Origin of the sequence: Dietzia sp. B32 (genome assembly GCF_024732245.1) — a bacterium.
GTDB lineage: Bacteria > Actinomycetota > Actinomycetes > Mycobacteriales > Mycobacteriaceae > Dietzia.
Genome location: NZ_CP093845.1, coordinates 2,075,590 through 2,101,925 on the forward strand (window position 1 = coordinate 2,075,590; position 26,336 = coordinate 2,101,925).

Annotated in this window: 28 protein-coding genes; 16 read left to right on the forward strand and 12 right to left on the reverse strand. The window is 70.4% G+C overall.

Annotation, left to right across the window (positions count from 1 at the left end):
- The first annotated feature begins 47 nt into the window (after positions 1 to 47).
- The 3 genes from L8M95_RS09915 to L8M95_RS09925 all read left to right on the forward strand — a co-directional run bounded on the left by L8M95_RS09915 (position 48) and on the right by L8M95_RS09925 (position 2,047).
- Positions 48 to 1,277, forward strand: coding sequence for a pyridoxal phosphate-dependent aminotransferase (locus tag L8M95_RS09915; protein ID WP_260485985.1), 1,230 nt, complete (start codon positions 48 to 50; stop codon positions 1,275 to 1,277).
- Between the two features lie 195 nt (positions 1,278 to 1,472).
- Complete coding sequence (locus L8M95_RS09920; RefSeq protein ID WP_260485986.1) at positions 1,473 to 1,676, forward strand: CopG family transcriptional regulator; 204 nt, start codon at positions 1,473 to 1,475, stop codon at positions 1,674 to 1,676.
- Positions 1,673 to 2,047: a type II toxin-antitoxin system death-on-curing family toxin gene (locus L8M95_RS09925; RefSeq protein WP_260485987.1), complete on the forward strand. Its 375-nt coding sequence runs from the start codon at positions 1,673 to 1,675 to the stop codon at positions 2,045 to 2,047. The genes L8M95_RS09920 and L8M95_RS09925 overlap by 4 nt, the downstream gene beginning before the upstream one ends.
- A gap of 128 nt (positions 2,048 to 2,175) precedes the next feature.
- Here the strand turns inward: L8M95_RS09925 and L8M95_RS09930 are convergent, their stop codons facing one another.
- From L8M95_RS09930 to L8M95_RS09940, 3 genes are all read right to left on the reverse strand, one after another.
- Positions 2,176 to 3,354 carry an alpha/beta hydrolase family protein gene (locus L8M95_RS09930; RefSeq protein WP_260485988.1) on the reverse strand — a complete coding sequence of 393 codons (1,179 nt, stop codon included), beginning with the start codon at positions 3,352 to 3,354 and terminating at the stop codon, positions 2,176 to 2,178.
- An 86-nt stretch (positions 3,355 to 3,440) separates the two neighbouring features.
- On the reverse strand, positions 3,441 to 4,682 hold the full coding sequence (locus L8M95_RS09935; RefSeq protein WP_260485989.1) for an alpha/beta hydrolase family protein: 1,242 nt from the start codon (positions 4,680 to 4,682) through the stop codon (positions 3,441 to 3,443).
- An 81-nt stretch (positions 4,683 to 4,763) separates the two neighbouring features.
- Positions 4,764 to 5,258, reverse strand: a complete 495-nt coding sequence (locus tag L8M95_RS09940; RefSeq protein ID WP_260485990.1) for a glutathione peroxidase — start codon at positions 5,256 to 5,258, stop codon at positions 4,764 to 4,766.
- A gap of 113 nt (positions 5,259 to 5,371) precedes the next feature.
- Between L8M95_RS09940 and L8M95_RS09945 the strand changes: the two genes are divergently transcribed.
- Positions 5,372 to 5,965 carry a dihydrofolate reductase family protein gene (locus tag L8M95_RS09945; RefSeq protein WP_260485991.1) on the forward strand — a complete coding sequence of 198 codons (594 nt, stop codon included), beginning with the start codon at positions 5,372 to 5,374 and terminating at the stop codon, positions 5,963 to 5,965.
- Here L8M95_RS09945 and L8M95_RS09950 read toward each other — a convergent pair.
- Both L8M95_RS09950 and L8M95_RS09955 read right to left on the reverse strand, forming a co-directional pair.
- Positions 5,962 to 7,302, reverse strand: coding sequence for an MFS transporter (locus tag L8M95_RS09950; RefSeq protein WP_260485992.1), 1,341 nt, complete (start codon positions 7,300 to 7,302; stop codon positions 5,962 to 5,964). The two genes, L8M95_RS09945 and L8M95_RS09950, sit on opposite strands and share 4 nt — an antisense overlap.
- Positions 7,303 to 7,429: 127 nt before the next feature.
- Entirely contained in the window at positions 7,430 to 7,771 is a 342-nt protein-coding gene (locus L8M95_RS09955) for a transglycosylase family protein (RefSeq protein WP_312027409.1), read from the reverse strand.
- Positions 7,772 to 8,041: 270 nt separating this feature from the next.
- Between L8M95_RS09955 and L8M95_RS09960 the strand changes: the two genes are divergently transcribed.
- Both L8M95_RS09960 and L8M95_RS09965 read left to right on the forward strand, forming a co-directional pair.
- Positions 8,042 to 8,920 carry an alpha/beta fold hydrolase gene (locus tag L8M95_RS09960; protein WP_260485993.1) on the forward strand — a complete coding sequence of 293 codons (879 nt, stop codon included), beginning with the start codon at positions 8,042 to 8,044 and terminating at the stop codon, positions 8,918 to 8,920.
- A 52-nt stretch (positions 8,921 to 8,972) separates the two neighbouring features.
- The gene (locus tag L8M95_RS09965; RefSeq protein ID WP_260485994.1) at positions 8,973 to 9,182 is read left to right on the forward strand and encodes a DUF2945 domain-containing protein; all 210 of its coding nucleotides are present in this window, start codon (positions 8,973 to 8,975) and stop codon (positions 9,180 to 9,182) included.
- Positions 9,183 to 9,286: 104 nt separating this feature from the next.
- Here L8M95_RS09965 and L8M95_RS09970 read toward each other — a convergent pair whose 3' ends face one another.
- Positions 9,287 to 9,751, reverse strand: coding sequence for an SRPBCC family protein (locus L8M95_RS09970; protein ID WP_260485995.1), 465 nt, complete (start codon positions 9,749 to 9,751; stop codon positions 9,287 to 9,289).
- Between the two features lie 150 nt (positions 9,752 to 9,901).
- Between L8M95_RS09970 and L8M95_RS09975 the strand changes: the two genes are divergently transcribed.
- From L8M95_RS09975 to L8M95_RS09985, 3 genes are read left to right on the forward strand one after another with little or no spacing between them, the layout of a single operon-like run.
- The gene (locus L8M95_RS09975; RefSeq protein ID WP_260485996.1) at positions 9,902 to 10,945 is read left to right on the forward strand and encodes an ABC transporter substrate-binding protein; all 1,044 of its coding nucleotides are present in this window, start codon (positions 9,902 to 9,904) and stop codon (positions 10,943 to 10,945) included.
- Positions 10,946 to 10,993: 48 nt separating this feature from the next.
- The gene (locus L8M95_RS09980) at positions 10,994 to 12,574 is read left to right on the forward strand and encodes an iron ABC transporter permease (protein WP_260489218.1); all 1,581 of its coding nucleotides are present in this window, start codon (positions 10,994 to 10,996) and stop codon (positions 12,572 to 12,574) included.
- A complete protein-coding gene (locus tag L8M95_RS09985; RefSeq protein ID WP_260485997.1) occupies positions 12,567 to 13,658 on the forward strand; it encodes an ABC transporter ATP-binding protein in 1,092 nt (363 codons plus the stop codon). Before L8M95_RS09980 ends, L8M95_RS09985 begins: the two co-directional genes overlap by 8 nt.
- Positions 13,659 to 13,692: 34 nt before the next feature.
- Here the strand turns inward: L8M95_RS09985 and L8M95_RS09990 are convergent, their stop codons facing one another.
- Both L8M95_RS09990 and L8M95_RS09995 read right to left on the reverse strand, forming a co-directional pair.
- Complete coding sequence (locus L8M95_RS09990; protein WP_260485998.1) at positions 13,693 to 14,526, reverse strand: SDR family NAD(P)-dependent oxidoreductase; 834 nt, start codon at positions 14,524 to 14,526, stop codon at positions 13,693 to 13,695.
- A complete protein-coding gene (locus tag L8M95_RS09995; RefSeq protein WP_260485999.1) occupies positions 14,523 to 16,148 on the reverse strand; it encodes an NAD(P)/FAD-dependent oxidoreductase in 1,626 nt (541 codons plus the stop codon). The genes L8M95_RS09990 and L8M95_RS09995 overlap by 4 nt, the downstream gene beginning before the upstream one ends.
- A gap of 90 nt (positions 16,149 to 16,238) precedes the next feature.
- On the opposite strand from L8M95_RS09995, the gene L8M95_RS10000 reads away from it, so the two are divergent.
- The 4 genes from L8M95_RS10000 to L8M95_RS10015 all read left to right on the forward strand — a co-directional run bounded on the left by L8M95_RS10000 (position 16,239) and on the right by L8M95_RS10015 (position 20,943).
- Positions 16,239 to 17,276 (forward strand): AraC family transcriptional regulator, encoded by a 1,038-nt coding sequence (locus L8M95_RS10000; RefSeq protein WP_260486000.1) that lies wholly within the window; start codon positions 16,239 to 16,241, stop codon positions 17,274 to 17,276.
- Positions 17,273 to 17,935: a TetR/AcrR family transcriptional regulator gene (locus tag L8M95_RS10005; protein ID WP_260486001.1), complete on the forward strand. Its 663-nt coding sequence runs from the start codon at positions 17,273 to 17,275 to the stop codon at positions 17,933 to 17,935. The genes L8M95_RS10000 and L8M95_RS10005 overlap by 4 nt, the downstream gene beginning before the upstream one ends.
- 432 nt (positions 17,936 to 18,367) lie before the next feature.
- Positions 18,368 to 19,363 (forward strand): diiron oxygenase, encoded by a 996-nt coding sequence (locus tag L8M95_RS10010; RefSeq protein WP_260486002.1) that lies wholly within the window; start codon positions 18,368 to 18,370, stop codon positions 19,361 to 19,363.
- Between the two features lie 11 nt (positions 19,364 to 19,374).
- On the forward strand, positions 19,375 to 20,943 hold the full coding sequence (locus L8M95_RS10015) for an FAD-dependent oxidoreductase (protein ID WP_260486003.1): 1,569 nt from the start codon (positions 19,375 to 19,377) through the stop codon (positions 20,941 to 20,943).
- A 14-nt stretch (positions 20,944 to 20,957) separates the two neighbouring features.
- Here L8M95_RS10015 and L8M95_RS10020 read toward each other — a convergent pair whose 3' ends face one another.
- The 4 genes from L8M95_RS10020 to L8M95_RS10035 form a co-directional block, all read right to left on the reverse strand.
- Positions 20,958 to 21,734: a hypothetical protein gene (locus L8M95_RS10020; protein ID WP_260486004.1), complete on the reverse strand. Its 777-nt coding sequence runs from the start codon at positions 21,732 to 21,734 to the stop codon at positions 20,958 to 20,960.
- A gap of 138 nt (positions 21,735 to 21,872) precedes the next feature.
- Complete coding sequence (locus L8M95_RS10025) at positions 21,873 to 23,318, reverse strand: YdiU family protein (protein WP_260486005.1); 1,446 nt, start codon at positions 23,316 to 23,318, stop codon at positions 21,873 to 21,875.
- The gene (locus L8M95_RS10030) at positions 23,315 to 24,151 is read right to left on the reverse strand and encodes a potassium channel family protein (RefSeq protein ID WP_260486006.1); all 837 of its coding nucleotides are present in this window, start codon (positions 24,149 to 24,151) and stop codon (positions 23,315 to 23,317) included. The genes L8M95_RS10025 and L8M95_RS10030 overlap by 4 nt, the downstream gene beginning before the upstream one ends.
- 53 nt (positions 24,152 to 24,204) lie before the next feature.
- Positions 24,205 to 25,023, reverse strand: a complete 819-nt coding sequence (locus L8M95_RS10035; protein WP_260486007.1) for a mycofactocin-coupled SDR family oxidoreductase — start codon at positions 25,021 to 25,023, stop codon at positions 24,205 to 24,207.
- 191 nt (positions 25,024 to 25,214) lie between these two features.
- On the opposite strand from L8M95_RS10035, the gene L8M95_RS10040 reads away from it, so the two are divergent.
- Genes L8M95_RS10040 through L8M95_RS10050 form a run of 3 tightly spaced genes read left to right on the forward strand, consistent with a single transcriptional unit; the run spans position 25,215 to position 26,253 of the window.
- Positions 25,215 to 25,430 carry a hypothetical protein gene (locus L8M95_RS10040; RefSeq protein ID WP_260486008.1) on the forward strand — a complete coding sequence of 72 codons (216 nt, stop codon included), beginning with the start codon at positions 25,215 to 25,217 and terminating at the stop codon, positions 25,428 to 25,430.
- Positions 25,430 to 25,726: a hypothetical protein gene (locus L8M95_RS10045; RefSeq protein WP_260486009.1), complete on the forward strand. Its 297-nt coding sequence runs from the start codon at positions 25,430 to 25,432 to the stop codon at positions 25,724 to 25,726. The genes L8M95_RS10040 and L8M95_RS10045 overlap by 1 nt, the downstream gene beginning before the upstream one ends.
- Positions 25,726 to 26,253, forward strand: coding sequence for a bifunctional adenosylcobinamide kinase/adenosylcobinamide-phosphate guanylyltransferase (locus tag L8M95_RS10050; RefSeq protein WP_260486010.1), 528 nt, complete (start codon positions 25,726 to 25,728; stop codon positions 26,251 to 26,253). The genes L8M95_RS10045 and L8M95_RS10050 overlap by 1 nt, the downstream gene beginning before the upstream one ends.
- The last annotated feature ends 83 nt before the right edge of the window (positions 26,254 to 26,336 follow it).

The following is a 26,336-nucleotide window of genomic DNA, read 5'->3' on the forward strand; positions in this document are numbered from 1 at the left end:
CGAAATGGACCTTCCTAGTGCTCCACTTCCGGGGTGGGATGGTCCCCATGACGACCTACCGCCAATCCCGACGCCTGCGCGACGTGCGCTACGACGTGCGAGGCCCGATCCTCACCGAGGCGATGCGCCTCGAGGCCGAGGGCCACGAGATCCTGCGCCTCAACCTGGGCAACATGCAGCCCTTCGGGTTGACCGCCCGACCGGAGCTCGTCGACGCGGTGGCGGCGGGACTCGCCGCCGGGCAGGCCTACTCCGACTCCCGCGGCATCCCCGCCGCCCGCGAGGCCGTGTCGGACTACTACCGCCGGCACGGGATCGGCGGCGTCTCGCCCGAGAACGTCTTCCTCGGCAACGGCGTGAGCGAGCTCATCACGCTGGTCCTGCAGGCCATGGTCGACCCCGGCGACGAGATCCTGGTCCCCGCCCCGGACTACCCCACCTGGACCGGGGCCGTGAACCTCACCGGAGGCGTGCCCGTGCACTACCTCGCCGACGAGTCCGACGGCTGGAACCCGTCGCTCGAGGACGTCGAATCGAAGGTCACCCCACGCACCACCGCCCTGGTGATGATCAACCCCAACAACCCCACGGGCGCGGTGTACAGCGAAGACACCGTCCGGGGAATGGCCGACATCGCGCGTCGCCACGGGCTCATCCTGCTGTCCGACGAGATCTACGAGAAGGTCCTCTTCGGCGACGCCCGCCACCACCACGCCGCGCGGGCCGCCGGCGACGACGTGTTGTGCCTGACCTTCGGAGGATTGTCCAAGGCGTACCGGGTGTGCGGATACCGGGCCGGTTGGGTGGTCGCGACCGGGCCGGTCGCCCACGCCGCGGACCTGCTCGAGGGACTCACCCTGCTGTCCAACATGCGGGTCTGCCCCGGCGTCCCCGCACAGCACGCGATCCCCGTCGCCCTGGCCGAGGACTCAGCGTGGGGCCACGACGTGGTGGACCCAGACGGCCGACTCGAACGGCAGCTGGCCCTGACCACCGAGCGCCTCAACGCGATCCCCGGCGTGAGCTGCGTGGCACCGCGAGGCGCGCTGTACTGCTTCCCGCGTCTGGACCGTGAGATGTTCGGCATCTCGAGCGACGAGGAGTTCGTCTTGGACCTCCTGCGCTCCGAGCACGTCCTGGTCACCCACGGCACGGGCTTCAACTGGCCCGAACCCGACCACTTCCGCATCGTGTGTCTGCCGGAGGCGCCGGTGCTCGACCGGGCGCTCGACGCGATCGCCCGACACCTGGACCGTCGACGCCTGGCTGCCGCCTGACCTGCTCTCCCCCTCGACTCCGTCGACTCCCTCGACTCCCTCGACCCCGTCGAAAAGACAGTTCCGCACACATCGCGCGAGAGGCGGGTGTGCGGAACTGTCTTCTCGACGGGCGTGGGCGGGGGGCTCCGCCGGGGTCAGCCTGAACCGCGTCCGGGACCGCCAGGAGCGGTATCACGTTGGTATCATCGCGGCATGGCTATGACACTTCGGCTCAACGACGACGACGAGCGCCTTCTCGCCGCACTCGCCGAGGCCGAGGGCGTCAGCAAACACGAAGCCACGCTCCGAGCGATCCGATTCGCAGCCGAGCGCACCGCGCATCGCGAGCAGGTTCGGCGGGCCTCCGCGGACAACCGTCAGCGCTACGCGGATCTGCTGGACCGCCTCGGTCGATGACCCACTACCTCGACGTCGAGGACCTCATGGCCCTGGTCGACGATCTCGGCGTGGGGCCCGTACGCGACGTCGGCCTCCTCGACTCTGCCGCCCATCGCCCCTCGTCGTGGATCCTCGGACGGGAGTCCTACGAAGGACTCGACCTCAAGGCCGCAGTACTGCTGCATGCCATCGTCTCGAATCATCCGCTCGTGGACGGGAACAGGCGACTGGGGTGGCTCGCGGTCGCCGTGTTCTACCAGATCAACGGTGTCATCCTCGACGCTCCGGACGATCCCGCCTACGACCTCGTCATCTCGGTGGCCGACGGGTCCGGCGACCCGTCGACTGTCGCGACGAGCCTGGCCGAATGGACGCGCCCGGCTCGCTGACCCCGTCTCGACGAGAAGACGGTTCCGCACACATCGCGCGAGAGGCGGGTGTGCGGAACTGTCTTCTCGATGGGCGGGCCGCGGCGAGACGAACGAGGCCCGCCGAGATGAACGCGGCCCGCCGCGGATCAGTTCTGGAGAGCCGGCTTGATGTGGTTCCAGCCGGGCGTGATGTAGTCGACGAACGTCTGCCACCCGTGGAGGCCTTCGTCGCCGTAATCCACGCGATGCGCGATGCCGTGGCGGTCGAGCTCGCGGGACAGGCTCTTGGCCCCCTCGATGACCCCCTTCTCCAGGACCAGCCCCTGCAGCATCGCGAAGTAGTCATCGCCGTAGTTGGCGCGATCCCCGTCTGACACCGCGGTGCCCCCGGTCGCGAAGTACACCGCGGTGCCCTCCAGACCCTCCACGTGGGAGATCGTGTCGTGGTACTTCCACAGTTCACTCCCGCGCGCGCCCCACATGTTGGTGGAATCGCCGCCGCGGCCGTCCACCGCACCGCGGATCGACTGGTAGCCCAGTTCGTCGGTGGTGGAGTAGTAACCGGAGAGACCCATGACCCCGGCATACCGTTCCGGATACGTGGCCGCCAGATGCATTGCGGCCTGCGCACCCATCGACGCGCCGGCGATGCCGTTCTTGCCGTTGTGCTTCGTTTCCCGGGTTGCCAGCTCCGCCTCGACCAGACCGGGCAGCTCCTCGGTCAGGAACGTCTCCCACTTGTTGTAGCCGAAGATCTCGTCCTCGCGCTGCCAGTCGGACCAGTACGTGGAGGGCCCTCCCGTGGGTGTCACCAGGTGGACGTTCTCCCCGGCCATGCGCGCGGGGAGGCTCCCGGCCCGCTTCCAGCCCGAGTTGCCTTCGACCGAGTCGACCCCGTCGAGGAGATACAACACGGGTGCCGGCCCCTCGTCCCTGACGCGGGACGGGAGCACCTCGAGAACGATCTCGCGTTGCATGGCTGCGGACGTGACGAGCCAGTGCTCGTACTCTCCGTGCCGGGTGATGCCGCGGAGTTCGACTGAGTCGATCGACTCGTCGCGCTCTCGCGGCGGGTTGGGGAGCTCCACGTATGACCCGGTGCCACCGAGCGGGATGTTGGTGGAGCCGGCCGACCCGAGGGACCCGAGTGTCGAGCCCAACGGAAGCGACCCGGTCGCCGACCCGATCAGCTCCACGTCCTCGAACCCCAGGGACGAGGTGTCGATGCCGCCGCCGATCTGGGCGGAGGCTGGGGCGGCGAACCCGAGGGCGATGGCGGCCGCGAGGGCGCTGGCGGTGGCGCGGCGACGGAGACGGGTGTTCATCAGGCTTCCCAGCTGTGAGTAGTGGTGATGCAGGAGCGGCCCTGCGCCCCGGAGTGGGGACGCAGGACCGCCTGTCTGGAAGGTGCTCAGGAACCGAGTGACCCGGACGAGCCCGCGGAGCCGGAGCCCGGGGATCCCGTCCCCGGATCGACGTCGTCGCCGTACAGGGCCGGCTCGATGTAGTCCCAGCCGGACTCGAAGTTCTTGAGGAAGTTCGGCCAGTTGTGCAGGCCGCTGGGGGCGTAGTCGATCTTCACATTGTCGATCCCGGCGCGGTCGAGCGACCGCTCGAACGCCTTGGTGCCCTCGAGGACGCCGCTCTCCAGCAGGAGACCGAGGAGCATGTTGAGCTCCCAACCCGGCTGCGTGCCGTAGTTGGCACGGTCGTTGTCATCGACCACGGGCGCGCCCGAGGACATGTACACCGCGGTATTCTCCAGGCCCTCCGGGTGCGAGATGGTGTCGTGACGCTTCCACTGCTCGCTACCGCGCGGGCCCCACAGGTTGCTCACGTCGCCGCCGCGCGTCTCGATCGTGCCGCGGATGGTCTGGTAGCCCAGCTCGTCCATGGTGGAGTAGTAGCCACTGAAGGACATGACGCCCTGGTAGAGCTCCGGGTAGGTGGCCGCGAGGTGCATGGCCGCCTGGCCGCCCATCGAGATGCCGCCGATGGCGTTCCTGCCGTTGGTGTTGAGCTGCTCGTCGACGATGGCGGGCAGCTCTTGGGTCAGGAACGTCTCCCACTTGTTGTAGCCGAGCCGCGGGTCCGCCTCGTTCCAGTCGGCGTAGTACGCGGCGAAGGCGCCGGTCGGGACGACGACGTGGACGTTCTCGGTGGCGAGACGCTCGTGGATCTTCGCCTGATGGTGCCAGCCGGAGTTGTACTCCGGGGCGTCGACGCCGTCGAGCATGTACAGGACCGGCGCGGAGCCCTCACCGGCGACCTTGGACTTCTTGACCTCGAGGATCACCTCGCGCTTCATGGCCGCCGAGGTCACCCGCCAGTACTCGTAGTCCCCATCGGTGGACTCGACCTCGATGAACTCGGAGGTCTCGATGTTCTCGTCGACCGGGCGAGGCGTGCCGATCGGGCTCGCGGAGCCGGTGAGCGGGAAGTCGGACGAGCCGAGCGACCCGACCGAACCGAGCGTGGAGCCGAGGGGCAGCGAACCGCTGACGCTGAGCAGGGCGTCGAATTCCGACGGGCTCAGCGAGGCGGGGTCCAGAGCATCCAACTGGGCGTAGGCGGGGGCGGTGGACCCGAGGGTCAGGGCAACGGCGAGGGCGCCGGCGGTCGCAGCCGCGGCGCGGCGGAGTCCGAAGGACATGAAGCTCCAAATGTTGTAAGTAGTGACTTATGGAGCTTAATCGCCTCTCAGCTGAAATCGTTACTCGCGCGGCGTCGGTCACTACCCCCGCAGTGCCGCTTCGATCGCCTCCCGCAGGTCCTCGGGCTTGCGGTTGGGCCCGAACCTCTCGATCACATGGCCGTCGCGGCCCACGAGGAACTTGGTGAAGTTCCACTTGATCCGACCTCCGAGCACCCCGGACTTCTCAGACTTGAGCCAGTCGTAGAGCGGGTGGGCGCCCGACCCGTTGACCTCGATCTTCGAGAACAGGGGGAATTCCACACCGAAGTTGCGCTCGCAGAACGCGCCGATCTCCTCGTCGGTGCCCGGCTCCTGGTGGGCGAACTGGTCGCACGGGAAGCCCAGCACCACGAACCCCCGGTCGCGGAACTCGTCGTACAGCTCCTGCAGCCCCTTGTACTGCGGCGTGAATCCACACTTGCTCGCGGTGTTGACCACCAGGACGACCTGCCCGGCGTAGTCGGACAACTCCTTGCCGCTCCCGTCGAGCAGGCTCGCCTTGAAATCCGCGAGGGTGGTCTGGGCGTCGGGCATGGGAACTCCTCGTCGTCGTACCGACCCCGGTCGGCCGGCTCACCCCGCCATTGTCACCGTTCTCAGGCGCCGCGTGCGGGCGTATTCTGGCAGACCCGCGTGAGGAGTCCGCCGTGAGCCAGTTGATCTACACCGCATTCGTCTCCCTCGACGGCGTCGTGGAGGCCCCCGGCGGCGAGCCCGGGTACCGCAACACCGGGTGGTCGTTCGCAGTGGACTTCGACGAGGACGTCTACAGCCTCAAGGCCAGCGAGCAGGACGAGGCCGGGGCGATGCTGCTCGGCCGGGTCAGCTACCAGACGTTCTCCGCCGTGTGGCCGCAGATGACCGACGAGTTCCCCCGCTACAACGCCATGCCGAAGTACGTGGTGTCCACGACGTTGGCCGAGGGCGACCTCGTGGAGGGATGGGGGACGACGACGATCCTGCGCGGCCTCGACGAGGTGGCGGCCCTCAAGCAGGCCGAGGGTGCGCCGATCCTGGTACACGGATCGGCGACACTGGCCCGGAACCTCTCCGACGCCGGGCTCATCGACCGCTATCACCTGCTGGTGTTCCCGTTCGTCCTCGGCGCCGGCAAGCGCATGTGGAGCGACACCGACAAGCCCAGGCAGAAGCTGGCGTTGGTCGAGAGCCAGGCGTACCCCAACGGCGTGCAGAAGCTGATCTACGACGTGGTCGGCTCCGACCCGGACGTCGAGGGCTAGCGGGCCGCGCCGCGGGACACCTCGGGCATCGTCACCGCCGACACCGCGCCGATCACCCCGAGCACCGCGAGGAAGACCAGCGCCCACTGCACGCCGATGACGGCGAGCGCCGAACTGATCCCGCCCACCACCAGCAGGATGACCCCCATGGCCGTGTTCCCCACCGCCACGTACGTCGTCCGCAGGTCGCCCTCGGCCACGTCCACGACGTAGGTCTTGCGGCCGACGCGGACACCGGAGTGCAGGAGCGTGAGCAGGAAGTAGGCACCGACGAAGACCGTCGCCCCGAGCGCGGACCCGCCATCGAAGCCCGGGAGCGCGACCGCGAGCACCAGGGCGACCGCCACGACCGACGCCGCCGTGGCCGCGCCCGCCATGAGCAGTCGGCTCGACCGGTCCGCCAGCCGCCCGAAGATGCGCCCCCCGATCAGCGACGCCACTCCGGAGGCGAGGATGAACCCGCCCAGCCCGGTCAGCGCGCCGGTGCCCGCCGCGACCGACATGGACACGATGAACGGCGGGCTCAGCGACGACACCAGCAGCAGGCCACGGACGGTGACGAACCTGCGGAACGTGGCGTCCTCGCGGAACAGGCGGGCCGCATCCGCGAACCACGAGGACGACCCGTCGCCGTCCTCCGCGCCCCCGCGGGGCCCCGGCTCGCCGGCCGGTTCGACCACCCGGGAGTACGTCGACGCCGAGAGCGCCCACAGCACCGCACCCGCGACCAGCAGCAGCGCCAACTCGGTGCTGTCCAGATCGCCGCCGCCGAGGATCCGGATCGCCAGGCCGAGCGTGATCGCGACCAGCCCCGCCGCCGACGTGGCCAGCCCGATGATCTGACCGCGCTCCCCCGACGGGATGGTGCGGCCCTGCACGTCCTTCGACGCGATCGAGCACAGACACCGGCCCAGGGAGAACATCACGAGCGCGGCCAGGATCCCGACGCCCGCCGCCGTCCCGTGCCCGAGGGCGGCGATCGCGGCCATCACCGCCACCGACACCGCCTGCACCAGGGCGCCCGTGACGAAGACCCACTTCCGGCGACGCACCCGCACGACCAGCGGGGTGAGGAACGCCTGCGGCAGCATCGACCCGGACTCACGGATCGGCACCAGCAGACCCACGAACGCCGCCGGCACGCCGATCACGTGGAACAACCACGGCAACACGGTCGACGCGTTGACCGTCTGATCGCCCGAGGACTGCAGCGTATTGGCGGCGACGAGCCGCAGCCCGTTGCGCGGGAGTTCGCGGCGGACGGCGTCGGGCAGGTCGTGCTCCGAGTCGGCGTCGCGGGTGACGAGGCGGGAGTAGAAGCGGTCGGCGGTGGTCACCGTTCAGGAGAGTAGCGGCACGCCGCCCGCGGCACTCGGGCCACCTCCCAGGCCCGGGCAGACGACGACCGGCGCCGGGGGATCACCCCGGCGCCGGTCGTGTGCTCCGTCTGCGCGTCCGCCCGGATCAGGCGAGCGGGCCGCCGCAGTTCGGCCAGGCACCCGCGCCCTGGCCGGCGAGCACGCGCTCGCCGATCTCGATCTGCTGCTCGCGGGAGGCCTGGTCGGCCGTCGCGGCGTACTCGCCGCCGCCGTACCCGCTCCACGTCTGGGCCGCGAACTGCAGGCCGCCGTAGTAGCCGTTGCCGGTGTTGATGTGCCAGTCGCCACCGGACTCACACTGCGCGACCTGGTCCCAGGCGCTCGGCGTGGCCGCGTTCGCGGCCGGGGCGGCGAGTGACGCGCCCCCGGCGGCGATACCGCCGGCCATGATCGCGCCGGTCAGGGTTCGAACGAGCTTCTTCTGCATCCCTCGTGACCTCCTCAAGGTCTCGTGTCGTGCATGGACGCCGCAGGGCGTCTTCGACTATGTCGTCGGACAGCGGCCGACACTACGAACCGACCGGTGGGCCCTCGCAACCCCTTCGCGGGTCCGGGGCGGGTGCCGGGGCGCCGCTCCGGGTGGGCCGGGACCGCATTGTGGCAGGTCATCGCGCCGGTTCGGCAGATCCCGTGGTGGCGGGATCGGGCGCGTGAGATGGCTCACCTCGTCGTCGTCGACCCGCCTAGAGTCGGCTCCATGACCGAACACCGGGTGCACATCGACGGACGCACCGTGGCCGTGCACGAGTGCGGTGACCCGTCCGGCGTGCCGCTGATCCACTTCCACGGCACCCCGGGGTCGCGGCTGGAGACGGTGTTCGGGGCCGGGCTCGCCGAGCGGGCCGGCGTCCGGGTGATCGGGTTCGACCGCCCCGGGTACGGCCGGTCGGACGCGGGGCCGATCAGCCTGGCGGGCGTGTCGAGGGACGTCGAGGCGATCGCCGACCACCTGGGCCTGGGCACGTTCGCCGTGTCGGCGTGGTCGGGCGGCGGGGCGTTCGCGCTGGCCACGGCGGCCGCGCTCCCGGGGCGTGTGCTGCGGGTCGGGGTCTCCGGCGGCCTCGCGCCGTACGAGGGGCGGCCGGGCGCGCGGGAGTCGCTCACGCCGAACGACCTCGACGCGCTGTCCCACCTCCCCGGCGACCCGGCCCGCGCCGCGGAGGTGTTCCGCACCGGCAACGCCGCCTTCCTCGACGCGATGCTCTCGGTCCGGGACGACGAGTCGGCGCCGTGGGTCGACTGGATGTTCGCCGGCAGCGACACGGGCGTGATCGCCGATCCGGACGCCCGCCGCGCGCTGTTCGTCAACTTCCGCGAGGCGCTGCGCCGGGGCGCCGACGCGATCGCGTGGGACAACGTGGCGTTCGTGGGGCCCTGGGGTTTCCGGGTCGAGGACGTCGCCGCGCCGGTACTGCTCTGGTACGGCGACGACGACGAGATGGCCCCACCCGACCACGGGCGATGGCTCGCCTCGCATCTGGGCTCGGCCCACCTGACGGTCTACGCCGGCGAGGGGCATCTGCTGCCGCTGGCCCATTGGGACGAGATGCTGCGGGCGCTGACCGCATCCGCGTGACCTCGCAGTGATTGTGGGTGCACGCCCGCCGCGCGGCCAACATACTGGCCCCATGAGTGATTTCAGGAAGGGCGACCACGTCGAGTGGAACTCCGAGGCCGGGATGGTGCGCGGCGTGATCCGCGAGATCCACACCGAGGACGTCGAGTTCAAGGGGCGCATGCGGCGCTGCAGCACCGACGAGCCGCAGTACGAGATCGAGAGCGACAAGACCGGTCACCTGGCCATGCACAAGGGCTCGGCGCTTCGAGAGATCGACTGACGGCGCGCGGCCGCACAACTGACCCACCAGAATGCGCCTGACCTGTGGGGTCCCGCGCGTCACGCGGAATCCGACAGGTCAGGTGGTCGGCGAGCCCGGGCGGCTCAGCCGGAGACGGCGGAGGCGAGATTGCCCAGCGAGTCCTCGAGTTGCTTCTCCGACACCAGCGGGAACGACACCTTCTTGAGCAGGTCCTTGTCCGTCACCTTGGTCCAGTCGTAGGTGTGACGGACCAGCGTGGAGTCCGGGCCCTGCGGCTCGAGCTCCCAGACCCACTCCCAGCCCTTGGGGTCGGTGCCCGCGGGTGCGGTCTGCCAGGCCAGCAGCTTGTCCTTCGCGAAGCCGGTGACGTGGTTGTCGGTTCGGTACTCGCCGCCCATGTGCTCGCCCTCCATGTCCATGGAGAAGACGTCGCCGACCTGCTGGATCCGGTCCGACTTGTAGTCCCCCCGGACGAAGCCCGACCCGTCGAGGCGGGCGTGGTTCTCCGGATTGGACAGGAACTGGAAGATCTCGTCCGCCGAGTGGTCGATCACTCGCTCGACGGTGATGGCAGTGGATTCGCTCATGACCCCACCGTGCACTCCGCGGCGCCGGAACGCATCCGGTCGGGGCCCCGCTCCGAATTCACCGTGGGTTCATCCCGATCGCCCTGGTCCGACTGACTCGGGTGCCAGGATGGGGTATCGGTTCTCAGTTCATAGAGTGGAGTGGTCGCTGTGTCGAGGTCTGTTGGTCGTCGGGCTGTCCTGGCGTCTGTCGCGGTGTTCGCGGTCGGCGCACTCGGATTGGCGGGCTGCTCCGAGCCCACCACCACGGGATCCGGCGAGGCGTCCGAGTCCACGACGGCGTCCGGGGAGGTCACCCTGTACACCTCGGAGCCGCAGGCCAAGATCGACGAGATCATCTCCGCGTTCAACGAGGAGCAGCCGGACATCGAGGTGAAGGTCTTCCGCGCGGGGACCGGCGATCTCAAGGCCCGGATCGAGGCGGAGCGGAGCACGGGCGCCGTGGCCGCCGACATCCTGCTCGCCGCCGATGTCCCGACCTTCGAGGACTACAAGGACCAAGATCTCTTCCAGGAGTTCGAGCCGAGCGAGGCCGACGCCATCGAGGATGTCGCCGTCGACCCGGACGGGTTCTACGTCGGCACCCGCATCATCCCCACCGTGATCGCCTACAACACGGGCGACGTCACGGAGCCACCCACGTCGTGGGCGGAACTGGCCGAGCCGGAGTACCTCGACCGCATCATCCTGCCCAACCCGGACGTCTCCGGCGCCGCCGCGTTCAACGCCGCCGCGTGGAGCCTGCAGCCCGATCTGGGCGAGGAGTGGATCAACCGGCTCGGGGCGAACAACCCGCAGGTCGCGGAGTCGAACGGTCCCGTCTCCCAGGCCGTCGCCGAGGGATCCAGGCCCGTCGGCATCGTGGTGGACTACCTCGTCCGCGACCACGCCGCGCAGGGCTCGCCCATCGCCGTGAGCTACCCGAGCGAGGGCGTCCCGTACATCACCCAGCCCGGTGCGATCTTCGCGGACGCCCCGAACCCCGAGGCCGCCAGGCTCTTCCTGGACTTCATCGTCTCCAAGAAGGGGCAGGAGATCGCCGTGGAGCAGAACTACCTGCCCGTCCGCGATGACGCCGGCACCCCGCAGGGCGCGCCGTCGCTCACCGACCTCACGCTCTTCGACCAGGACCTCGAGGCGATCGCCGCCTCCCGTGACCAGGCCGTGGCCGCCTTCAACGCCGCCGTCCGGTAGGTGACGCTCCCGCTCCGGCTGGCACTGTGGGCGTCCCTCGCGGGCGTCATGGTCCTGCCCCTGGCCCTGGTCATCTCACTGGGGCTGGGGGCCAACCATCTGCCAGAACTCATCGAACAGGGCCTCCTGCGCGCGACCGCCAACAGCCTCGTCAGCTCCGCCCTCTCGGCGATCGGGGCCGTGATCATCGGCACGCTGATGGCGTTCCTGCTCGACCGCACCGACCTGCCCGGGCGGGGTGCGCTCCGGCTGCTGCTGCTCACCCCGCTGTTCATCCCTCCCTTCATCGGCGCCATCGCGTGGAGCGGCCTGCTCACCGACGGCGGCCTGGTGGACCGGATGTTCGGGTTCTCCCCGTGGAACTTCTACGGTGGCCCCGGCGTGGTCTTCCTCCTCACCCTGCACGCCTACCCGATGGCGTACTTCGTGGTGGCCGCGGCGCTGCGGAGGATCCCGGCCGAACTGGAGGAGGCGAGCCGTCTCTCCGGCGCGACGCCGTCGCGGACCCAGTTCGACATCACCCTCCCGCTGATCCGCCCGGCCATGGCGGCGGCGTTCACCCTGACCTTCGTCAGCGGGATCGGCGACTTCGGTATCCCCGTCATCGTCGGCCTGCCGGCCGGGTACGAGACGCTCTCCACGATGGTCTACCGGTTCCTCGAGTCCGGGTCCGTCGCCTCACCCCTGCAGACCGTCTCCCAGATCGGGATCGTGCTGCTCCTGCTCGGTGTCCTCGGCACCCTCCTCGACCGTCAGGTCACCAAGGGCTCCGTGGAGTTCGGTGGCACCGGACGGCCCGCCGATCCCCAGGCCCTCGGCCGGGCGCGGGTCCCGCTCGGCCTCATCGCGTGGGTCACCGGCGTCGTCGTGACCCTCGCCCCGCTCGTCGGACTGGCTGTCCGGGCGCTCCTGCCGGCCCCGGGGGTCCCGCTCACCCTCGAGACCGCGACCCTAGACAACTTCCGCCGCGCACTCACCGCGTCCACCACGGTCGACGGCGTGACCAACTCGGTGGTGCTCGCGCTCGGTGCGGCCCTGGTGTGCGGCGTCCTCGGCCTGCTCGTCGCGTTGTTCACCACGCGGTTGTCCGGTCGGGACCGGGAGCCGATGCTCCTGTCGGTACTGCTGCCGCAGGCCGTCCCGGGCCTCGTGATCGCCACCGGGTGGCTGATCCTCGGCCGCTACACCGGGCTGTTCAACACCCGCTGGGTCATCCTCGGGGCGTACGTCACGGCGTTCACCGCGATCGTCGTCCAGACCGTCCGCGGGCCGCTCGCGGGGATCCACTCGTCGATGGAGGAGGCCGCGCGGATCGGTGGGGCCACGGCGTTGCGCTCCCGACTCGATACCAGCGTCCGTCTGGCGTTGCCGTCCGTCGGGATCGGCATGATCATGGTCGCGGTGACCGCGGTCCGCGAGCTGACGCTCTCGGTGCTGCTCGTCGCGCCCGGCACCCAGACCCTCGGCGTGGTGATCTTCCAGTACCAGCGGGCGGGCGACTACAACGCCTCCTCCGCCCTGTCCGCGGTGCTCATGGTGGTGGGCCTGCTCGTCCTGGCCGCCTTCGGCGCCCGCTACAGCCGACCCGCCACCGGGTCCGAATCCGCAACCGGGAGTATCCGTGCCTAACCTCGTCGCCCACGGCGTCGGCGTCCGCTTCGGCGACACCGTCGCGCTCGACAACCTCGACGTGGAGGTCCACTCCGGCAGGATCCTCGCGCTCGTCGGTCCGTCCGGATCCGGCAAGTCCACGTTCCTGCGCGCCATCGCCGGATTCGAACGCCCCTCGGAGGGGACGATCCGCGTCGGGGACCGGACCCTGGTCGGAGACGGGGTCCACCTCCCACCCGAACAGCGGGGCCTCGGTATGGTCTTCCAGCACCACGCCGTGTGGCCCCACCTCAGCGTGGAGGACAACGTCGCCTACCCCCTGCGCCGGGCGAAGGTGCCGGCCGCCCGCCGGCGGAAGCTGGTGGCGGACGCGCTCGAGACCGTCGAGCTGGGCGACTTCGCCCGCCGCCGGCCCGACACCCTGTCCGGCGGTCAGCGCCAGCGGGTGTCGCTGGCACGGGCGATCGTCGCGCGGCCGGGCGTCCTGCTCCTCGACGAGGCCCTGTCCGCACTCGACGAACCCCTCCGTGCGTCGCTCCGGCTGATGCTCCGCCGGCTCGCGGCCGAGCACGACCTCACGATGGTCCACGTCACCCACGACCGGGGCGAGGCCCTGGCGATCGGGGACGAGGTGGCCGTCCTGCACAAGGGCCGACTGGTCCAGTGCGATGTGCCCGACCAGCTCGATGCGGCGCCGAACAGCGCGTTCGTCGCAGGATTCCTGCACGACGCCACGCTGGTCGACGGGACGGTCACCGACGAGGGGTTCCGCTCCGATACCGGTGGGATCACCCTCGGCTCGGACGCGCTGGCCGGCCCCGCCGGGCCCGTGACGGGCCCCGCGACGCTCGCCCTCCTGCCGGCCGGACTCGCGCTGTCCACTCCCGGCGCCGGGGGCGCGGCAGGGGTCGAGGCCTGGCCTGACCGGATCGGAGCCGAGTTCGTCACCTCGCTCTACGGTCGCAGCGGTCGGACCGTCATCTGCCGGCACGAGGACATCGAGCTGCGGGTCCTCGCTCCCGTCGGCAGCGCCGTGCCGACGCGGGTCGGTGAGGCGGTGGGGATCGACGTGAGCCGCGGGTTCGTCTACCCGCGGGCCTGAGCCCGCCGCCTCCGGCCCGCGGGGCCGTCGACGCTCAGCGGCGGCGTGCCACCGCCTTGCCGATCAACCGCGTCGAGCCGAGGAACGGCACGCGCGTGAAGCGCTTGGAGTACCAGAAGAACGTCGCCAGGGCGTCGGGCGTGATCACCACGCGCCGGGCCTCGATCCCGCGCACCGACCGCCGGGCGATGATCTCCGACGTCAACCTCGTCCGCGACAGCAGCGTGCGTGCCATCTCGTCCGCACGCGCGTCCTCACCGGACAGCGAGTCCGCCAATCCGGACTTGAAGAACTGCGGGCAGATCACCGACGTCGACACCCCGCGGGGCCGGAGCTCGGCGTCGAGGGTCTCCCCCAGCGCCACCGCGGCGGCCTTGGTCGCGTTGTACGCGCCCATCTGCGGGGCGTGCACCAGACCAGCGGCCGAGGCGGTGATGACCAGCCGGCCTCCCCGGCCCAGCTTGGGCGCGAGCGCCCGACAGCCTCGCACCACGCCGAGCAGGTTGATGTCCACGATCCGCCGCCACGACTCCATCGACGTGGACTCGAGCGGACCGCCGATCGCGATACCGGCGTTGTTGACGAGGATGTCGAGCGAGTCGATCTCCGCGACGGCGGACTGCCAGTCCTCGTCGGAGGTCACGTCGAGTCGGCGGTAGGTCCACCGCCCCTGCAACCCCTGCACCGCGGGAGGGGGATCGGCGTGCACGTCGGTGAGGATCACCTCGTCACCGAGCGCGAGGTACTCCGTGGCCAGCGCCAGCCCCAGCCCCGACGCGGCGCCGGTGATGAACACTCGCCGGGCACCGCCCGGGGCGACTGCCCGCCCGGACCGATCGGCGCTCTTCCGTGGGAGAAATCGGCTCATGCTCGGGCCACCTCGTCGTCGTGGTCATGGTCGTCGTGGTCACGGTCGTCGTGGTCACGGTCGTCGTGGTCACGGTCGTCGTCGCGGTCGTCGTCGCTGCGGTCGGCGCCGTAACGGTCATCAACGCGGGCTCGGCGTGCGTCGGTGAGCTCCACGCGGTCCCCGAACGCCATCTCGCGGCGCTGGTCACCGAAAGCCAACTCGGGGATCTCCACCAGGAAGTTCTGGACGTACCGCCACGGCCGGGCGGTGCCCTGCTTGGGGAACTTGTGGCCGTCACGCTGGATGTAGCCGGCGTCGAAGTCCAGCAGCAGCCGGTCGGCGGGCTCGCCCGGCAGCCGTGGCGCGTACACCGACTCGCCCGTCTTCCACAGTTTGACCATGTATTGCGAGACCAGGTCGGCCCGCAGAGTCCAGGACGAGTTGATGTAGCCGACCGTGAAGCTGAAGTTGGGCACGCCCGCCAACATCATGCCGCGGTAGGTCGCGAGCGACGGGACGTCGAGAGCCTCGCCGTCGATGCTCAGCGTGCCGCCACCGAAGGCCTCGAGCTTGAGGCCGGTGGCGGTGATGATGACGTCGGCCTCGATTTCCTCCCCCGAGCGCAGGCGGATGCCGGTGTCGGTGAACCGGTCGATGTGTCCGGTCACCACCCGGGCGGCCCCACGCCGGATGGCCTGGAAGATGTCCCCGTCGGGGGCCTTGCAGACGCGCTGGTCCCACGGCCGGTACGGAGGGGTGAAGTGCTCGTCGATCTGCTCGGTGGAGATGTAGCGCCGCTGCATGAGCCGTAGGCCCGCCTTGAACAGCCAGGGCAACCGCTGGGCGATGACGAACTGGGCCGTGTCCCGCGCGCCGTGGTTGAGCCGCGCCGCCCGGTAGCTCCACGGCGCGGGGAGCAGTCGCCGCCACACCGCGCTGATGAGGTCCTTCTCCGGCAGCGGGCCGATGTAGCTGGGGGTGCGCTGGAGCATCGTCACGTCCGCGCCTCGCTCGGCGAGCGCCGGGACCAGCGTCACGGCCGTCGCGCCCGACCCGATCACCACGAACTTCCGGCCGTCGTACTCGAGGTCGTCGGGCCACTGCTGCGGGTGGATGATCTCGCCGCGGAAGTCCGCCTCCCCGGGGAACTCGGGACGGAACCCCTCGGTGTGCGAGTAGTAGCCGGAGCCGAAGTGGACGCGCCGGGCCCACACGGTGCGCGCGCCGGTATCGGTGACGCAGGTGACCCGGTACAGCTGGTGATCGCTGCGCCAGTCCGCGTCGGCCACCCAGGAGCGCAGGTGTAGGCGGTCGAGCGCGCCGGCCTCGCGGGCGGTGTCGCGGAGGTACTCCTTGATCTCCGCGCCGCTGCCGAGGGTCGATCCGTGCGGCCAGGGCCGGAACGGGAACCCGAAGGTCGCCATGTCCGAGTCCGAGCGGATGCCGGGGTAGCGGAAGGTGTGCCAGGTGCCGCCCAGGTCGTCGTGGGCGTCGTGGATCTCCCACCGCCAGTCGGGGAACGCGCGGTGGACGTGGTGGGCCAGGTCGATGCCGGACAGCCCCGCGCCGACGATCAGCAGGTCCAGCGGGTCTCCGGGTGCTGCGCCCGGGCCCTCCGGACGATTCGTGGAACTAGTCATGACCGGTACGGTATCCGCCCACGGCGACCCGGTCTTGCTCGAATGCGCCAATAAGTTGCTCTATCGCGCCAAGTGCCGCAGGGTGACTCCATGGCGTTCATCCGATCGGCCGGCCTGCGCGGGGTCCGGCAGGTGGTCACCGAACTCGGCGGTGACCCCGATGACCTGGCCCGCCGGTCCGGGTTGCCGGGCGGCGCCCTCGACAGCGACGAGATCCTGGTGGAGGACCTGTCGATCGCCCTCCTGCTGGAGACCGCTGCCGCGGAACTCGGGTGCCCGGACCTGGGATTGCGCGTGGCCGGGCACCAGGATCTCGACATGCTGGGCCCGGTCGCCGTGGCCGTGAAGAACGCGCGGACCACCACCCAGGCACTGGAGATGACCTCGAAGTACCTGTTCTTCCACTCCCGCTCGATCGAGATCACCGTGGTGCCCGATCCGCGCGACGAGGCCGACGTCCTCGGGGTGCGGTTCGGCTACCGGGAACCCGGGCAGCTCATCCCTCCGCAGACAGTGGATCTCGTCCTGCTCTTCCTCCATCGCGCCATGCGCAGCGTGCTCGGCGGCGACTACGGCCTGCTGGCGGTCGAGTTGCCCAATCCGCTCAACACCGATGCCGCGCGGTACGAATCACTCTTCGGCGCCCCGGTCACGCCGTCGGCCCCCGCCGCGGTGCTGCGCGTGCCCTCCTCGCTGCTGGGCCGCCCCATCTCGGGCGGCGACGACGCGGTCCAGCAGCTCGCACTGCGGTATCTGGACCAGCACCTGCCCGAGGACCGGCGGACCATGACCGAGCGGACCCGCACGGTGTTGCACCAGTCCCTCGACACCGGCACCTCGTCGCTGCCGCAGGTCGCCAGGCTGCTCTCCGTCTCCCCGCGGACGCTGCAGCGCGGGCTGGCCGGGGAGGGCACGAGCTTCGCGACCCTGCGGGACGAGGCCCGCCGCGACATCGCCGCGCGACTGCTCACCACCACCGAGATCCCGCTCTCCCAGATCGCCTCGGCCCTGGCACTCGGGGACGCCACGACGTTCAGCCAGTACGCCCGACGGTGGTGGGGGATGACGGCGCGCGAGTTCAGGCACGGACGCACGACCTCACCAGGGGTGGGACAATCACGGACATGAGCGACACCTCCGCGTCAGATCCGCTGGCGATGTTGCGTTCCGGACGCGGACTCCCGGACGACACGGCGATCGACGACCCGATCCGCGAGCAGCTCCTCGACGCGGCGGCAGCCCAGTTCGAGAGCGTCGGTATCGCACGGTCCACGATGAACGACATCACGCGACGGGCGGGCCTGGCACGGATGACGCTGTACCGGCGGTTCGCGAACAAGCAGGAACTGGTCGAGGCGACCCTGCTCAGGGAGGCCGCGTGGTTCCTCGCCGACCTGCAGCGCGAGATCGACGCCCACGAGACCATCGAGGACAAACTCACCGAGGGCTTCGCCTTCACCGTCGAGGCGCTGCGCGACCACGATCTGCTCAACCGCCTCCTGGAGACCGAGCCCGAGGCGACCGTCCCCCATTTCACCGTGCAGGGCGCGCCCCTCATCACCGCGGCCGCGCACTTCCTCGCCGCGGAGATCTCCCGGGCCGCCCCTGACGAGCGGAGCGACCAGGAGGTGTTGGTGGTGGCGGAACTGACCGCCCGGCTGGTCGTGTCCTTCGTGCTCACGCCGTCGACGACCATCGATCTGGACGACCCGGAGGTCTCCCGGGCCTTCGCGCGGAACCACCTCGGGCCACTGCTCGGCGGGTCCGCCCTCCAATCGGGTCCCTGAGCAGCAGCGCCGACGCGTAGCGCCGGCGGCGTCCGCGTCCGCGAACCCCGGCCCCGCCTCCTGCGCCGGTCCGCCCCTCGGAATGCGATCCGCCCCCGCCGTTTCCGCCGCCCACTTCGATTCACCCTTCTGATTTCCATGCGCGCGCGGGGGCCCGCGGGTGGATGGAAATCAGAGGGGCGGATCGGCGCGAGCCCTGGAGAATCCCGCCGCGCACCGCCAGCTGGCGAAGCCCGTCCCAGCGCGGCGCCGAACCACGGGCGCAACCCCGCCGGGGCGTGTGCGAAGCCGATCAGACCCTCATGACTGCTTGACGAAACGCACCCCCATGTCTAGCGTCAGAGACAGATAGATCGCGGATGTCTCTCTGTCTCATCCGCATCCGAGGATCCACGCTCACGGCCCCACCGGCCGGTGACCGGAAGGATGATCATGTCCGCTGCAGCCCCCGCACCCGCCCCGTCCGCGAGTCGCGAACAGTACGAGGACACGCTCCGTCGGCTGTCACACGCTTCGGTTCACCGCAGCTTCGACCCCTTCAAGGACATCCCCTGGGACCACCCCGACTTCGAAGTGGACCCCACCGACGAGCGGTGGGTCCTGCCCGCCGGAATCGATCCCCTGGGCGGTCATCCCTGGTACAAGAGCCTGCCGCTCGAGAAGCAGATCGCGATCGGCCTGTGGCGTCAGGCCAACGTCATGAAGGTCGGCCTGCAGTTCGAGAACATCCTCATCCGCGGGATCATGCAGTACGTCTTCAAGGCGGACAACGGTTCGGAGGAGTTCCGGTACCTCACCCACGAGGCCACCGAGGAGTGCCACCACACCCAGATGTTCCAGCAGGGCGTCAACCGGATCGGCGCGGACGTCCCGGGAATGCCCGGGTGGATGCGCCGTCTCTCGCCGGTGCTCCCGCTGGCCGCCGGCCGCTTTCCCGTCGCGTTCTTCATCGGCGTCCTCGCCGGCGAGGAGCCCATCGACCACACGCAGAAGCAGGTCCTGCGGAACTCGGACTCCCTCCCGCCGGTGCTCTCGCGGATCATGGAGATCCACGTGGCGGAAGAGGCCCGGCACATCTCGTTCGCGCACACCTACGTCGCACGCAACGCCCCTCGGCTCTCCCGGGGCGACAAGTACGTGGTCTCGCTGCTCTTCCCCGTGATCATGCGGGTGTTGTGCGACGCGATCCTCAAGCCCACCAAGGAGTTCCGCGAGACGTTCGACATCCCGGACGAGGTGGTCCGGGAACTCTACTGGGACAGCCCCGAGTCGCAGCGGTTCCTGTCCGACCTGTTCGGGGACGTCCGCATGCTCGCCGAGGACTCGGGCCTGATGAACCCGGCCGCGCGTCGGGTGTGGAAGGCGCTGAAGATCGACGGTCGCCCGTCCCGGTACCGCGGCGAGCCGCCCGTGGCGTTCCGCGACTAGGCCCGCCCGCCATGCCCCACGTCATCACGCAGGCCTGCTGCGCCGACGCCTCGTGCGTCCACGCCTGCCCGGTCAACTGCATCCACCCGACACCCGACGAGCCCGATTTCGCCACCGCCGAGATGCTGTACATCGACCCGGTGTCCTGCGTGGACTGCGGCGCCTGCGTGGGGGCGTGCCCGGTCGGCGCGATCGTGCCGCACACCGCGTTGGCCCCCGAACAGCAGGACTTCCTCGGCATCAACGAGGCCCTGACCGGGACCGACCGCCCGGCCAGGCCCCAGGCGCGGGTGCCCACGCTCGTGCGCCTGGGCCCCACGCGGACGACGCTCCGGGTGGCCGTGGTGGGCGCCGGCCCGGCCGCGCTGTACGCGGCCGACGAACTGCTCCGCCAGCCCGGGGTGGAGGTGACGGTGTTCGACCGTCTGCCCGTCCCCCACGGGCTCGCCCGGCACGGCGTGGCCCCCGACCACACCGACACCCGCGCCGTCGCGGACCTGTTCACCGCGATCGAGGACCAGCCCGGCTTCACCTACCGACTCGGGGTGAACATCGGCGAGGACGTCACCACCGAGGAGTTGGCGGCCCACCACCACGCGGTCGTGTACGCGACCGGTGCGGGCACGGACCGACCCCTGGACATCCCGGGGGTCGACCTGCCCGGGAGCACGTCGGCGACGCAGGTCGTGGGGTGGTACAACGATCACCCCGACCATGCCGACGCCCACGTCCCGTTGGATCACGAGCGGGCGGTGATCGTCGGCAACGGCAACGTGGCGCTGGACGTGGCCCGGATCCTGGCCACCGACCCGGAGCGGCTCGCCGGCACCTCCATCGCACGCCACGCGCTGGAGGCGCTGCGCGGCAGCAGGGTCCGCGAGGTGGTGGTGCTCGGCCGCCGCGGCCCCGAGCACGCGGCGTTCACCCTGCCCGAGCTGGTCGGACTGGCCGCCCGTGACGACATCGACCTGCGCATCGACGCCCCCGGCGGCATCGACCCGGCCGCCGCGACCACCCGCCAGGGCCGCCTGAAGCTGGAATACCTCGCGCGGATCGCCGCCCGTTCGCACGACACCGCGGACGGGCCCCCGCAGACTCCCCCGCGCCGCCGGATCATCCTCCGGTTCCGGACCGCACCCCTGGAGGTCACGGGCTCCTCTCGTGCCGAGGGCCTGCGGGTGGCGCGGACGGAACTCGCCACAGGCGCCGACGGCCGGGTCCACGCCGTGCCCCGTCCGGACTCCGAGGAGACCATCGCGGCGGGACTGGTGTTGGGCTCGGTGGGGTACCGGGGCGTCGAGGTGCCCGGGGTGCCGTTCGACCCGGAGACCTCGACCATCCCGCACCGCGGTGGCCGCGTACTGGACGGCGTCGGTGGGCGCGAGCTGCCCGGACTGTACGTGGTGGGTTGGATCAAGCGGGGCCCGCGCGGGTTCATCGGCTCCAACAAGACGTGCGCGCGCGAGACGGTCAACGCCCTGCTCGCCGATGCGAACGAGGGTCGTCTGCCCACTCCGGGCCCGGCGGCGCGTTTCGAGGAGTTGCTCCGGAGCCGCCGCCCGGCCCCGGCGACCGTATAGGCGTACCGAATCGCTCAGGCGGCCTGCTCCTGCGCGACCCGGTCCGCGATGACCCGCGCGAGCCGACCCAGCGGGGAGGCACCGTCGCCGTCGGCCTCGTACCGCGCCGCGTACCCGGCGTCGCGATAGGTCGTCAGGGTGTCGGTGGCGTCGTCGAGCTGACGGAGCAGATGCGGTGACCACAGCGCCGGGTTGTTCACGACGTGCAGCCGCAGGGCGAACCTGGTCCGGGTGTCGGGGAGGTTCTCGAGCAGGTCGTCGTACACCTGGGCGGGTGTCAGGGTCGAGTCCCTCACCGCCCCGCGCAGCAGATTCGTCGGCTGCACCCCGCTCAGCGGGTCGCCCGACACGGACAGCCAGTGCGTGCGTTCGGGGATCGGGCCTCGCCGCAGTCCCGCCACGCCCTGCCCGCCCGGGTCCGACGTTCCGACGAGCCAGCGGTCGCTCGGTCGGAACGGGTCCGCGACCAGTCCCACCGCCACGACCCGGTCCAGATCCTCGGGATGCGCGTCCATCCAGTCGTGGATCACGCGGGTCCCGCAGCAGGCGCCGATGAGCACGAGGTCGTCGGACGGATGGAGCCTCACGAGTCGGTTGAGGTCAGCCACCCCCGCCGCGGCCGAGGACTCCCAGGTGTGTGACCGACGGCGCCCGACCGCGCCCGGAGCCGGCCACTGCACACGGACGGCCTCCCGGGCACCGGTCAAGCCGAGCAGATCCTCGACGAACCTGCCGAGGATCGCCGAGGTCTGACGATATCCGCCGTCGCTGTCCGCGATGAGTATCCGCACGTGTGACCCCCCAGCCGCCTTGCGCCGGAGCCGCAAGATTGATGTGACAACTTCAGTGTCATATGAACGGCTGACAAAAGGGGGAGATGAAAGATAAATGTTTCGTATCAATACGCTTGTACTGCTGGAGGAGTCGTCTCAGGTTCCGCAGTAGGTGACGTGCGGCGCGGCCTCGGGCGGGGCGGGGCGCGTGTAGCGCTCGTAACCGGCCCGCTCGGCGAACGGATCGGTGACGACGACGAGGAGTTCCGTCACGGGCCCCATGTCCCCTGCCGTGGCCGCGTCCAGGGCCTCCTCCACGAGATGGTTGCGGGGGATGTAGACCGGGTTGACCCGGTCCATCGATCCCCGGTCGGGCCCCAGGGCCCGCCACCGCGTCAGCCAGCCCTCGGCCAGGACGCCGACCAGCTCGCGCACCGGATCGTCGTCCCCGTCCGCGGCAGCCCCCAGGGCACGGAAGAACGTCGTGTAGTCGGCCCGCGTCGCACTGAGCAGCCGGGACAGCTCGTCGATGAGGTCGGTCGCCTCGGCGTCCGCGACCTCGTCCGGGAGGCCGATCTTGGCGCGCATCCCGGCCGTCCACGCCTGCTGGTAGTGCGCGGGGAACGTGCCCAGCACCTCGGTGAGCAGGCGGACCGCCTCGTCCTGGTCGGGGTCGACCAGCGGGACGAGGGTCTCGGCGAACCGGGCGAGGTTCCACTGCAGCACCGGCGGCTGGTTGGCGTAGGCGTAGCGCCCGCCGGTGTCGATGGAGCTGAAGACCGTGGCCGGGTCGAACTCGTCCATGAAGGCGCACGGCCCGTAGTCGATGGTCTCGCCCGAGATGGTGGTGTTGTCCGTGTTCATGACGCCGTGGATGAACCCCAGCAGCATCCAGCGGGCCACGAGTTCCGCCTGATCGCGCAGTACCGAGGCGAACAACTCCAGGTACGGGTTCTCCGCGGTGGCGGCGTGCGGGTGATGCCGGGCGATCGCATGGTCCGCCAGTCGGCGCAGCAGCTCGTCGTCGTCGACCGATCGCGCGAACTGGAACGTCCCCACCCTCAGGTGACTCGCGGCCACTCGGGCCAGCACCGCGCCGGGCAGGGGCTCCTCGCGGTACACGGTGTTGCCGGTGGCCACGACGGCGAGCGAGCGGGTGGTGGGCACGCCGAGCGCGTGCATCGCCTCGCTGATGACGTATTCGCGCAGCATGGGACCCACCGCGGCCAATCCGTCGCCGCCGCGGGCGAACGGGGTGCGGCCGGAGCCCTTGAGGTGCAGGTCACGCCCGTCGGGCAGCTCACCCAGCAGCAGGGCCCTTCCGTCCCCGAGCCGTGGCGAGTAACCGCCGAACTGGTGGCCGGCATAGGCCTGCGCGACCGGCGTGGTCCCGTCCGGCACGTGGTTGCCGGTGAGCACCCGCACGCCCTCGTCGCCGCGCAGGTAATCGGCGTCCAGGCCCAGCTCGTCGGCCAGTGCCTCGTTGAGGACGAGCAGGCGCGGCCCGGTCGCCTCCGCGGCCTTCCACGGCACGCCCAGCTCGGGGAACTCGCTCGCGTACCGGGAGCCGAGGGAGAGGGGTCGTGCGGTGTCCGTGGTCATGGACCCGACGATACGGACGAGCCGCCGGGCGGGTCATGTGGAAAATCACCCGGCGGGGCGCCTCGGGCGTCTCGCGCGGCCAGCTCGCGTCGCAACGCGGCGATCTCCTCGGCCAGCTCGGTCACCTGGGCCCGGGTCGCCGCCGGGCTGACTTCTCCGGGTCCGGCCCGATCCTCTCCGGCGTCACCGAGTTCGGCGTCACCGACTTTGGCGCCATCGAGTTCGGCCACCCTCTCCAGGATCCACGAGGCGAGCGTCGCCGTGACCACGGCCAGCAGTGCGATCCCGCCGAACATCAGTCCCACTGCGATCGCGCGGCCCACCGGGGTCACCGGCGAGTAATCGCCGTACCCCACGGAGGTCACCGTCACGGTCGCCCACCACAGAGCCTCACCCCAGGTCTCGATCGTCGCGCCCGGCGCCCCACGTTCCGCGTTCAACGCCGCGAGCGAGGACACCACCAGCAGCACCACCGCCCACCCCGCGGCGTACGTGATCGCCTGCCCGCGTACTTCTGTGCCCGCCGACCGCCTCATCCCCCCGAGCATGGTCACCAGCCGGAGAAGTCGCAGCGGCCGCAGGACCGGCAGGACAAGGACCGCGAGGTCGTACCAGTGTCTGAGCAACCACGGTCCGCGACGCTTCGCCAACGCCACCCGGACGGCGAGGTCCACGAAGAACAGAAGCCACGTCCCCGCCATCACGACCCGGGTGACCGCTCCCACCGGACCCACGGGTTGCCCGACCACCATCACCGCGGCGGCGACCAGGAAGGCCAGAGCTGCACCCATCAGGGGCCACTCCGCCAACTCCTTCCACCGTGTTTCCGTCACCTGTCGATGATCCCCCAGGCGCGGCGCGGTGGCCTCGGACACGCATGGCGGCCTCAGAAGTACTGCGACCCGCCGTCGATGCTGATGTGCTCAGCGGTGATGAACTTCGACTCGTCGGAGGCCAGGAACGCCACGACGTTGGAGATCTCCTCCGGCTCGGCCCAGGTCTGCTCCAGGAACGTCGAGCCCATGAGGTTGAGCGGCGGGTTGGACTCGCCGACCTTCTCCAGCGTGCTCACCATGTCGCCGCCACCCATCGGGGTGGCCACACCGCCGGGGTGGATGCTGTTGACCCGCACGTTCTTCGGCCCCAGCTCCGCCGCGAACGCCCGGGTCATCCCGACCAGCGCGTGCTTGGAGGTGGTGTAGTGGATCATGAACGGCTGGATCTTCTTGCCCGCGTACGAGCTGGTGAGGATGATCGACCCACCACCGGCGTCGATGACGTGGTGGGCCGTGGCCATGACGGTGTTCCACACGCCGGTGACGTTGGTGTCGATGGTCGCGGCGAAATCCTCCGCGGTGATGGTGTCCCACACCTGAGGGGTGCAGATGCCGGCATTGGCCACCACCACGTCGAGACGCCCGAGTTCGGCCACCCCGTCGTCGACGATCTTCTTCATGCCCCCGAGATCCCGGACGTCACCGACTGACAGGAGCGCGCGGCGACCCTTCTCCTCGACCAGCCGACGCGTCTCGTCCAACTCCTCGCGCGTGGCGGGGTCATAGGGGACGGCGTCCGGCAGCGGGCCCGCCAGGTCGAGACCGATGATGTCCGCCCCTTCCGCGGCCAAGCGGACGGCGTGCGTCCTGCCCTGCCCGCGCGCGACCCCCGTGATGAACGCGACCTTGCCCCCGAGTCGTCCCGCCATGTCGAACTCCCGTCCTCGGTGTCGTCTGCCGCTCACCATAGGTTCGGCTGTCCCGATAAGTGGGCAGATCGGGGACTACTCGCGGTCCCGGCTGCTGCCCGGCAACCCCGCCCGGAGGAAGCCCGCGAGCACCGTATCGACGGAACCGGAAAACCACTAGGGTAAGAAAATATCTAACCGGGAGGAACACGATGGCCACCAAGAAGCGCTGGAACGACCTGACCGACAATCAGAAGGCCCTCCTGCTGACCGCCATCTCGGTCCAGGTGTCACTCGCCGCGACCGCGTGGGCGGACCTCGCCGCCCGGCCGGCGGCGAAGGTGCAGGGCTCCAAGGGCAAGTGGGCCGCCATCATCGCGATCAACTTCATCGGGCCGATCCTCTACTTCACCCGCGGGCGGCGGTAGTGACCACCCGGTCACGGGCCGGCCTGGCCGCCGGTGTCCTCCTCGTCGTCGTCGTCGCCCTCGGGGCGTGCGCGGCCGGGCCCAACGTCGACGTCGCCCCCGCCGGCGCCGGGTTCTGGCTCGGCCTGTGGCACGGGATCATCCTCCCCGTCACGTTCGTCATCTCCCTGTTCACCGACACCGTGACGATCTACGAGGTGAACAACAACGGCAACTGGTACGACTTCGGGTTCGTCGTGGGACTGTCCCTGTTCTCCGGGCCCGCCCTCGCCGGCGGCCGCGGGCGGCGGGGTTGATGCGCGTCCTGGTGACAGGGGGCGTCAGGTCCGGAAAGTCCCGGCACGCAGTGCGACTGCTCGACGGCGCGGACGCCGTGACGTTCGTCGCGCCGGGCCGGCCCGCCGACGAGCTCGACGACCCCGACTGGGCCGGGCGCGTCAGCCATCACCGAGCGCACCGTCCGGCGGAGTGGCGCACCATCGAGTCCACGGATGTGGCCTCCGCGCTCCGCAACGCGCCCGGACCAGTTCTCGTGGACTGCCTGGGCACCTGGCTCACCGCGACCGTCGACGACCTCGGACTGTGGGACGCCCCCACCGACGAGGCGCGCGCCGCGGTCGACGAACGCACGGACGCCCTCTGCGCCGCCCTGACCGCCCGGGACGACGTGGTGTTGGTGACCAACGAGGTCGGCTCCGGGGTCGTTCCCCCGTACCGTTCGGGCGGGGTGTTCCGCGACCTGCTGGGCGCGCTCAACCAGACGGTCGCCGAGTGCTGCGACGAGGTGCACCTGGTGGTGTGCGGGCGCGTCCTCACCCTGTGACGGGCAGCGCCGCCCACCGGAACGAGACGGTCATCACACCACTTTTCCTGCGCGAATAACGACACGTTCACGGGGGCCGGGTT

Excerpts from the sequence above, each read along its gene's own strand:
- L8M95_RS09915 (WP_260485985.1), top strand. The coding sequence starts at position 48 with ATGACGACCTACCGCCAATCCCGACGCCTGCGCGACGTGCGCTACGAC.
- L8M95_RS09920 (WP_260485986.1), top strand. The coding sequence starts at position 1,473 with ATGGCTATGACACTTCGGCTCAACGACGACGACGAGCGCCTTCTCGCC.
- L8M95_RS09925 (WP_260485987.1), top strand. The coding sequence starts at position 1,673 with ATGACCCACTACCTCGACGTCGAGGACCTCATGGCCCTGGTCGACGAT.
- L8M95_RS09930 (WP_260485988.1), bottom strand. The coding sequence starts at position 3,354 with ATGAACACCCGTCTCCGTCGCCGCGCCACCGCCAGCGCCCTCGCGGCC.
- L8M95_RS09935 (WP_260485989.1), bottom strand. The coding sequence starts at position 4,682 with ATGTCCTTCGGACTCCGCCGCGCCGCGGCTGCGACCGCCGGCGCCCTC.
- L8M95_RS09940 (WP_260485990.1), bottom strand. The coding sequence starts at position 5,258 with ATGCCCGACGCCCAGACCACCCTCGCGGATTTCAAGGCGAGCCTGCTC.
- L8M95_RS09955 (WP_312027409.1), bottom strand. The coding sequence starts at position 7,771 with ATGCAGAAGAAGCTCGTTCGAACCCTGACCGGCGCGATCATGGCCGGC.
- L8M95_RS09960 (WP_260485993.1), top strand. The coding sequence starts at position 8,042 with ATGACCGAACACCGGGTGCACATCGACGGACGCACCGTGGCCGTGCAC.
- L8M95_RS09965 (WP_260485994.1), top strand. The coding sequence starts at position 8,973 with ATGAGTGATTTCAGGAAGGGCGACCACGTCGAGTGGAACTCCGAGGCC.
- L8M95_RS09970 (WP_260485995.1), bottom strand. The coding sequence starts at position 9,751 with ATGAGCGAATCCACTGCCATCACCGTCGAGCGAGTGATCGACCACTCG.
- L8M95_RS09980 (WP_260489218.1), top strand. The coding sequence starts at position 10,994 with ATGGTCCTGCCCCTGGCCCTGGTCATCTCACTGGGGCTGGGGGCCAAC.
- L8M95_RS09990 (WP_260485998.1), bottom strand. The coding sequence starts at position 14,526 with ATGAGCCGATTTCTCCCACGGAAGAGCGCCGATCGGTCCGGGCGGGCA.
- L8M95_RS09995 (WP_260485999.1), bottom strand. The coding sequence starts at position 16,148 with ATGACTAGTTCCACGAATCGTCCGGAGGGCCCGGGCGCAGCACCCGGA.
- L8M95_RS10000 (WP_260486000.1), top strand. The coding sequence starts at position 16,239 with ATGGCGTTCATCCGATCGGCCGGCCTGCGCGGGGTCCGGCAGGTGGTC.
- L8M95_RS10005 (WP_260486001.1), top strand. The coding sequence starts at position 17,273 with ATGAGCGACACCTCCGCGTCAGATCCGCTGGCGATGTTGCGTTCCGGA.
- L8M95_RS10010 (WP_260486002.1), top strand. The coding sequence starts at position 18,368 with ATGTCCGCTGCAGCCCCCGCACCCGCCCCGTCCGCGAGTCGCGAACAG.
- L8M95_RS10015 (WP_260486003.1), top strand. The coding sequence starts at position 19,375 with ATGCCCCACGTCATCACGCAGGCCTGCTGCGCCGACGCCTCGTGCGTC.
- L8M95_RS10025 (WP_260486005.1), bottom strand. The coding sequence starts at position 23,318 with ATGACCACGGACACCGCACGACCCCTCTCCCTCGGCTCCCGGTACGCG.
- L8M95_RS10035 (WP_260486007.1), bottom strand. The coding sequence starts at position 25,023 with ATGGCGGGACGACTCGGGGGCAAGGTCGCGTTCATCACGGGGGTCGCG.
- L8M95_RS10040 (WP_260486008.1), top strand. The coding sequence starts at position 25,215 with ATGGCCACCAAGAAGCGCTGGAACGACCTGACCGACAATCAGAAGGCC.
- L8M95_RS10050 (WP_260486010.1), top strand. The coding sequence starts at position 25,726 with ATGCGCGTCCTGGTGACAGGGGGCGTCAGGTCCGGAAAGTCCCGGCAC.